The following is a 7,992-nucleotide window of genomic DNA, read 5'->3' as shown; positions in this document are numbered from 1 at the left end:
GGCTTGACACCAACACCCCAGCCCTAACCGAACGGCATTGGCTCTAGTGGTCGTCGTAGTGGCCGGCGTGGGCGGCGTGGCGGTGGCCGTCGTGGACGTAGTCGACGTGGTCGCCGTGGCGGACCGCCACGTGGCCGCAGCCGTCGCCGTGCTCGTGGTCGTGGCCGGAGCAGACGACGTGGCCGGACGGTTCGCATTCGTCGTAGTGGCCCGAGTGCTCGCGGTGCAGGTGCCCGTCGTGGGCGAAGTCGGTGTGGTCGCCGTGCTGGAAGGCGGTGTGGCCGCAGGCGTCGCCGTGGTGGTGGTCGTGGCCGGTGTGCTCGGTGTGCGTGGAAGTCATCGCGTGGTCCCCCAGGTCCTGGTTTCGGGACGGGACCGGCGCACTCCGCGCCGATTCCCGTCCACCGCGCATATATTAGCGTTTTCGCATGGATTGTGCGGCGGTTCGCGGGTTTCCCGAGGCGGCTCAGCTGCAGTCGCAGGAGCAACCATCCCCGCAGCCCTCGCAGCACCCCCGGCAGCAGCACTCGCCGCAGCAGTCCCGGCAGCAGCCTTCGCGCGGCTTGCGGGACCAGGGCCCCTCGTAGGATTCGGCGCAGCACATCGTGCAGGTGCAGCACAGGACGGTGAAGGCGCACAGCCCGGCCCAGAAGCCGCGCCGTTGCAGCCCCGGTTTCCAGTCGTACTGCTCATCGCCGCGTACGGGGTGCTCGGGGTCGCCCGGCCGGCGCGGGTCCGTTCGCGGCCACCGGTTCGGTCCGTAGCCGTGCGAGCCGAAGACCTTGGAGACCGCGTGCCGGGCGTAGCGGTCGAGCAGCAGCGCGACCATCGCGGTATCCACGAACGAGGCGGCCTCCAGCGCGGCCTTCATGTCGTCGAGGACGCGGTGGGCCCTCCGGTGGGCCTCCTCGACGGTCGTGCCGGTCGCGCGCAGCGGGTTCCAGGCGCCGCGCCGCTCGTCGTCCTCGTAGTCCTCGGCCGCGTCGAGCAGGTGCGCCAGGGTTCCGAAGGCGGCCCCGGCTGCGCGGAACGGCCCGATGTTGCCCGGACGCTCGGCCACGAGCGCGGCGTGGGCGAACAGTTCGCCGGTGGCCTCGGCGGTCGGTGCGGTGACCGACTCCAGGGAGCCGCCGGGCCCGCAGGCGTCCTCCACGGCCCGCTGGCGGTCGATCGATGCCGCGATCCGGTCGACCGGGAGCCCGATCGCCTCCCCGAGCGAGCCGGCCTTGGCCCGGTACCGGTCGGCGGCCCGCCCGGCCAGGCCCGCCACGCCCCGGCGCGCGGCCAGGCCGTCGCCGTCGGCGATGTGGTCGCCGAGCTTGGCCGAGGCCAGCAGCAGGGAGGCGGTCGCGGCCAGGCGCGGGCCCGCTCCGGTGGTGACGCGCTGGCGGCGCAGCCCGCGCAGGGCGCACGGCCCGGCGTCGCGGCCCTGCGCGCCGGGCTCGCCCTGGGCCTCGACGAGGACCGACAGCGTCAGCGCGTCGTAGTTCGTGGTCAGGCGGGCGGCCTGGCCGGCGTCGTCGCGCAGTTCCAGGCACAGGCCGCAGAAATGCCCCATCCAGCGGGGCCGGAGTTCTTCGGGCGTGCGGGCGGTGCAGGGGGCGAGGATGCCGAACAACGCGGTCTCCTAGGGGTGCGGGGATCGGTCGGGAGGCATCCTAGCGGCCGTCCGCTACCCGGCAGGGAGTCCGGACACGGAAAACGGGGCCGGGTCGGACCCGGCCCCGTCAAGAAACGCCTCGCCTAGGAGACCAGGTCCTGGAAGGAGTTCTCCTGGAGCCACTCGGTGACGCCGGCCTCGACGTCGCCGTCGTGCTGGTCCTCGTCGAACACGACCTGCTCGAGCTCGGCCAGCTGCTCATCGCTCAGCTTGAAGCTGCCGATGGTCTCGGCGAGCTCGGGGAACTCGCTGGAGAAGTCCAGGTTCGCCAGCGTGTTGATGGTCTCGACGTCGCCGAGGGTGCCCTCGGGGTCCTCGAGGTTCTTCAGGTCGTACTTGGCGTACGCCCAGTGCGGCTGCCAGAGGGTGACCACGATCGGCTCCTCCGCGGCGATGGCCGAGTCGAGCTCGCCCAGCATGGTCGCGGTCGAGGAGGTCTCCAGCTCCAGGTCCTCGATGCCGTAGGTCGGGATCGTGCTGTCCGCGACCGCCTCGGTCAGACCGGCGCTCGGCTCGATGCCGACGATCCGGTTGCCGAACAGATCGGCGTTGTCGTTGAGCTCCTCGAGGGAGTTGACGTCCTCGACATAGGAGGGCACGGCCACGGTCAGCGCCGCGTTCTCGTTCCAGGTCCCGAGCTGCTCGAGCTGGTCGCCGTACGAGTCCATGTAGGTGGCGTGCGTGACCGGCAGCCACCCGTCGAGGAACAGGTCGATGTCGCCCGAAGCGAGGCCCTCGAAGAGCACGCCGGCCTCGCCGATCTCCTCGACGGTGACGTCGTAACCGGCCGAGTCGAGGGCCTGACGCCAGACTTCGGTGGCGACCACGCCCTCGTCCCAACCCGGGATGACCCCGAGCGTGATCTCGCCTTCGCCCTCGGGGAGGCCGAAGTCGATGGCGTCGGTGCCGCCGTCGGAGGACGAGTCGCCGTCCTCGGACTCGACTCCGCAGGCGGCCAGGCCCAGACCCAGTGCGGTGGCGGCACCGATGGCGGCGGTGCTCTTCATGATCGAACGACGTAGCATGTCGTCTCCTTCTCTGTTTCCGGTCGGTTGCCGATTTCTGCGTTTCGGGAGCGGTCAGGCGGCGAGTCTGGCGGCGCGGGCGACCGGAGTGCGGTCGGCCAGGCCGCGCATGACCCGGTCGAGGAAGATGGCCAGGACCACCACGGCCAGGCCCGCGTTGACGCCCGCGTCGATCTCGACCCGGCCCAGCGCGGTGACGATGACGCCTCCGAGGCCGCCGGCGCCGACCATACCGGCGATGACCACCATGGACAGCGCCAGCATGATGACCTGGTTGAGACCGGCCACGATCGTCGGCAGCGCCAGCGGCAGTTTGATCCCGAACAGGATCTTCGAAGGCGAGGCGCCGAACGCCTGGCCCGCCTCGATGACCTCGTTGTCGACCTGCCTGATGCCCAGTTCGGTCAGTCGCACGCCCGGAGGCATGCTGAAGATGATGGTCGCGAAGATCCCGGGAGTGACGCCGATGCCCCAGAGCATGACCACCGGCAGCAGGTACACGAACGCGGGCAGGGTCTGCATGAAGTCCAGGATCGGCCGCATGGCCGCCGAGGCCGCGCGGTTCTCCGCGGCCAGGATGCCCAGCGGGATCGCCAGGAGCGTGGAGATCAGCGTCGCGACCAGCACCATCGCCAGCGTCTCCATGGTCTCTTCCCAGTAGGGGGTCCAGGCGGCGACGAACATGCCCACGCCGACCAGGGCCGCCAGCTTCCAGCCCTTGGAGAGCCAGGCCAGAGCGGCGAAGATGATGACCATCAGGCCCGAGGGAAGCCACAGCAGCCCGTCGGTCAGGCCGGTGTGGAGGATTTCGAGGAAGTCGCTGGTCCCGGTGAAGAACGAGCGCCATTCGAGGCGGGCCCATTCGATGAACGACTCCGCCCACTGCCCGAAGGGGATCTCGGGCAGCGGCTTCCAGACGAACGTCCAGAACCAGTCGTGGAGGTATTGGATCATGCGGGCGCGGACTCCTCACGGGGCTCGCCTTCGCCGTCTTCGGTGGCGAGCGATTTGATGATGGTCTTGGGGGTCACCACGCCGAGCGGGTCGGAGCGCTCGTCGACCACCAGCAGCGGCTGCTCGGAGGACAGGACGGGCTCGTACAGCTCGCTGACGAGGACGTCGGCCGTCACCGTCTCCAGGCCGCCGGCGTCGCCGGTGAAGGGCTCCATGACCGCCTCGGCGGTCAGGACCCGGGAGCGGTCGACCTCGGCGGTGAACTCGGAGACGTAGTCGTTCTCCGGGCGCAGCAGGATGTCCTCGGCGGTCCCCAGCTGGACGATCCGGCCGTCGCAGATGGCGATCCGGTCGCCGATCTTCATCGCCTCGTTCAGGTCGTGGGTGATGAACACGATCGTCTTGTTCAACTGGCGCTGCAAGTCGAGGAGCTGGTCCTGCATGTCCTGGCGGATGAGCGGGTCGAGCGCGCTGAACGCCTCGTCCATCAGCAGGATCTCGGTGTCGGCCGCCAGGGCGCGGGCCAGGCCGACGCGCTGCTTCATGCCTCCCGACAGCTGCACCGGCAGCTTGTCCTCCTGGCCGCCGAGGCCGACCATCTCGACCGCCTCGCGGGCCTTGTCCAGGCGCTCGGTCCTCGACAGGCCCTTGATCTCGAGTCCGAAGGCCACGTTCTCGACCACGGTGCGGTGCGGCAGCAGCGCGAAGTGCTGGAAGACCATGCTGACCTTGTCGCGGCGCAGTTCACGCAGGGCCTTGGGGGACAGTCCGCCCAGGTCCACGCCGTCGATCCAGATGTTTCCGGCGGTCGGCTCGATCAGGTTGTTGAGCATGCGGATGAGGGTCGACTTGCCGGAACCGGACAGGCCCATGACCACGAAGATCTCCCCGGAGGGGATCTCGAAGTTGTGGTCGATGACCGCAGCGGTGACCTTCTTGGACAGGTCCTCTCGTGGCACCCCGGCCTTCAGGTCCGCAACGGCCTGCTTGGCGCCTCTTCCAAAGACCTTGTACAAAGATTCGACTGCTAGGGCTGACATCGTTTCCTTCCGGTTGACGGGCGGCAACCGAGGCAACCCTAGTCCCGCACCGGGCCCAATTTCATCCGAGCGCGACGTGAGAAGGTGAACACGCGTAGTTCCATCTCATTGTTTTCCCAGGTTAACACGGGTGAAAGCCATCGCCTGACGGTAGGACGTCGGATTGTCTGCAATCTGAGGTTAGCGAGAACGTTGCAGAACGGAGACCAATCCTCAAGCCCGAGCTAAGGGCAGCGTGGCGGCCTTCGCGCGTTCGGAGACCGCCGCCAGGTCGGACTCCCCGAGGCCGAGCGAGGCGGCCTTGGCATACTCGTCGGCGATGCCGGTCCCCATCCGCAGCGGCGAGTCGGTGCCGAGGACGACCTGGACGCCCGCCTCCAGGAATCGCGGGAGCGGGTGTTCCGCGAGCGAGGCGACCATGCCCAGGACGACCGCCGAGGTCAGGCACACCTCCACGGTCACACCGCGGTCGGCCAGCAGGCGCATCACGCCCGGGTCGGCGGCGGCCCCCACCGCGTGCCCGATGCGGTCGACCTGCTCGATCCCGGCCAGCGCCGCCAGGTTCGCCGAGTTGAAGGCCCCGGCCGGGACCGTCACGCCCAGCCCGGCGTCGGCGGCGGCCTCGGCGACCGCCCGCCCTCGCGACCAGTCGGCCTCGGCGGCGTAGGGGACGTAGATGAGCTCGACGCCGACCAGGCCGAACTTCGCGGCGTCCCCGAAGGCGTCGCAGATCTCCCTGACCGTCGGCTCCCACAGGTTCAGGCTCAGGACCGCACCGGCGTCGAAGCCGGGGTAGGACTCGGCCACCCGCGACCTGGCGGACTCGAAGCGCTCCATGAATCCTGGATAGACCACCGACTCCTGCGGCAGCCGCAGCTCGGTGTAGCGGGCCCCGCCGCGGGCGGAGTCGGCGAGCGCGTTCTCCAGGATCCCCTCGTAGACCTCGTCGGCGACGGTATCCAGGTCGAACCGGGGCACCGCCGAGAGCCGCTGGAGCCGCGCCAGGCCCCGGGGCTCGTCGGCCAGCTCGCCGCGTCGCCCGGCCCAGTCGACCGGAGTGGAGCTCAGCACCTGGTCGAGCCGCGCCGGCCACTCGGTGTTCTGGTGCAGGTCGAACAGATCCATGTTGTGATGATCACACTTTCATAGCGGGCGTGGGCGGACTTTCGCACGGCGTGTCCCTTTCGGCGGGTGACGGGTATCCGACAGTGACCACGCGTATGCGTCACGCCTCAGGGTGAAAGCGGCCCTCCCGCTCCCACCCCTCCCGCAGATAGAATTCGGCTTTATGACCTCCAATGACGAACCCGAGCTCGGTCCGCTCCTCGCCTCGATCGGCAGGCTGGCCGACTTCAAGTCGCTCGACGAGGCGGACCTCCCGGACCTGGCGGAGGAGCTGCGCGAGTTCCTCATCGGATCGGTGGCCAAGACCGGCGGGCACATCGGGCCGAACCTCGGGGTCGTGGAGCTGACCATGGCGATCCACCGGGTCTTCGACTCCCCGCACGACCAGGTCGTCTTCGACACCGGCCACCAGTCGTACGTCCACAAGGCCCTGACCGGGCGGGCCGCGCGGTTCGGCGGGCTGCGCAGGCGCGGCGGACTGGCCGGCTACCCGAATCGGGCCGAGTCCCCGCACGACCTGGTCGAGAACTCCCACGCCTCGACCTCGCTGTCCTATGCCGACGGTCTGGCCAAGGCCAACGCGCTCTCCGGCTCCGACCGGCACGTGATCGCCGTGGTCGGCGACGGGGCGCTCACCGGCGGCATGTGCTGGGAGGCGCTCAACAACATCGCCGCCCGCGACGACCTGCGGCTGGTCATCGTCGTCAACGACAACGGCCGCTCCTACGCTCCGACGGTCGGGGGCCTGGCCAAGCGCCTGGCCGGGCTGCGGCTCAATCCCGGCTACGAGCCGGCGCTCGGGAAGATCAAGTCCGCCGTCGAGGGCATCCCGATGGTCGGCCGCGCCGCCTACTCGGCGCTGCACGCGGCCAAGACCGGCCTCAAGGACGCGCTCGCCCCGCAGGGCATGTTCTCCGACCTGGGCCTGAAGTACGTCGGCCCCATCGACGGGCACGACCTGTCCGAGATGACCGAGGCCCTGGAGAAGGCCAAGGGCTTCGGCGGGCCGGTGATCGTGCACGCCCTCACCGAGAAGGGCCGCGGCTGGCGCCCGGCCCGCGAGGACGAGGCCGAGCAGGCGCACTCCCTCTCGTCCGCGTTCGACCCGATCACCGGCGAATCGGTCACGGCGAAGCGGCGCTCCTGGACCGGCGTGTTCGCCGAGGAGCTGGTCGCCCAGGCCGAGGCCCGTCCCGACGTCGTGGCCATCACCGCGGCGATGCCGGGACCGACCGGTGTGGACAAGCTCATGAAGCGCATGCCCGAGCGGGTCTTCGACGTCGGCATCGCCGAGCAGCACGCGGTCACCTCGGCCGCCGGGCTGGCGATGAACGGCCTGCACCCGGTGGTGGCGGTCTACTCCACCTTCATGAACCGGGCCTTCGACCAGACCGTGCTCGACGTGGCCATGCACCGGCTGCCGGTCACGTTCGTGCTCGACCGCGCCGGCATCACCGGCCCGGACGGGCCGAGCCACTACGGGATCTGGGACACCTCGATCTTCCGGATCGTGCCGGGGATGCGGATCGCCGCCCCGCGCGACGCCGCCACCCTGCGCCAGGAGTTCGCCGAGGCCCTGGCCGTCGACGACGGTCCGACGATGCTGCGGTTCCCGACCGGGGCCGTCCCGACCGAGGACGTGGCGGCCGTCGACTCCCGCGAGGGCCTGGACTTCCTGGTCGAACCCGACGAGGCGGACCTGCTCATCGCCGCCTGCGGCCCGCTCGCCGGCGTCGCGGTCGAGGCGGCGAAGCTGCTGGAGGCCGCCGGGGTCAGGGCGGTCGTGGTCGACCCGAGGTGGATCGCCCCGGTCCCGGACGCGCTGGTCAAACTCGCCGGGCAGTACCCTCTGGTGGCGACGGTCGAGGACGGGGTGCGCACCGGCGGCTTCGGCGACGCGCTCGCGCAGGCGCTGCGCGACGCCGGTACCGATGTGCCGCTGCTGGACTTCGCGGTGGCCGCGGATTGGCACCCGCACGGTGCCCGGCCCGAGCTGTTGGAGGACCTGGGCCTGACTCCCGAGGCCATCGCCGCCCGCATCGAGGCCGAGACGACCCGCCGCAACCGCTCCTAGAGCAGAAAGCGGCGCGACGGTCCCTGTGGGAACCGCCGCGCCGCTCCGGTGCTGAAACTAAGACGCCCTGGGAGCCCGAGCGGTTGCTCCGGATCGCCGGATATTTCCGACGCC

The 7,992-nt window shown here is 70.3% G+C and carries 7 protein-coding genes; 1 reads left to right on the top strand and 6 read right to left on the bottom strand.

Features of this window, described 5'->3' with window-relative positions; genetic code table 11:
- Positions 1-43 precede the first annotated feature (43 nt).
- From JFB92_RS20480 to JFB92_RS20455, 6 genes are all read right to left on the bottom strand, one after another.
- The gene (locus JFB92_RS20480) at positions 44-340 is read right to left on the bottom strand and encodes a hypothetical protein (protein ID WP_199043052.1); all 297 of its coding nucleotides are present in this window, start codon (positions 338-340) and stop codon (positions 44-46) included.
- 126 nt (positions 341-466) lie between these two features.
- Positions 467-1,618: a DUF5685 family protein gene (locus JFB92_RS20475; RefSeq protein WP_199043051.1), complete on the bottom strand. Its 1,152-nt coding sequence runs from the start codon at positions 1,616-1,618 to the stop codon at positions 467-469.
- 125 nt (positions 1,619-1,743) lie between these two features.
- On the bottom strand, positions 1,744-2,685 hold the full coding sequence (locus tag JFB92_RS20470; protein WP_199043050.1) for a glycine betaine ABC transporter substrate-binding protein: 942 nt from the start codon (positions 2,683-2,685) through the stop codon (positions 1,744-1,746).
- Between the two features lie 54 nt (positions 2,686-2,739).
- Positions 2,740-3,639 (bottom strand): ABC transporter permease, encoded by a 900-nt coding sequence (locus JFB92_RS20465; protein ID WP_199043043.1) that lies wholly within the window; start codon positions 3,637-3,639, stop codon positions 2,740-2,742.
- Positions 3,636-4,679: a quaternary amine ABC transporter ATP-binding protein gene (locus JFB92_RS20460; RefSeq protein ID WP_199043041.1), complete on the bottom strand. Its 1,044-nt coding sequence runs from the start codon at positions 4,677-4,679 to the stop codon at positions 3,636-3,638. The genes JFB92_RS20465 and JFB92_RS20460 overlap by 4 nt, the downstream gene beginning before the upstream one ends.
- 213 nt (positions 4,680-4,892) lie before the next feature.
- Positions 4,893-5,804, bottom strand: coding sequence for an amidohydrolase family protein (locus JFB92_RS20455; protein ID WP_199043038.1), 912 nt, complete (start codon positions 5,802-5,804; stop codon positions 4,893-4,895).
- 163 nt (positions 5,805-5,967) lie between these two features.
- Between JFB92_RS20455 and dxs the strand changes: the two genes are divergently transcribed.
- Entirely contained in the window at positions 5,968-7,878 is a 1,911-nt protein-coding gene (dxs, locus tag JFB92_RS20450; RefSeq protein ID WP_199043036.1) for a 1-deoxy-D-xylulose-5-phosphate synthase, read from the top strand.
- The last annotated feature ends 114 nt before the right edge of the window (positions 7,879-7,992 follow it).

This window comes from Glycomyces salinus (assembly GCF_016428645.1).
GTDB classification, from domain to species: Bacteria; Actinomycetota; Actinomycetes; order Mycobacteriales; family Micromonosporaceae; genus Glycomyces; species Glycomyces salinus.
This window is presented reverse-complemented; position numbering and strand designations above follow the sequence as displayed.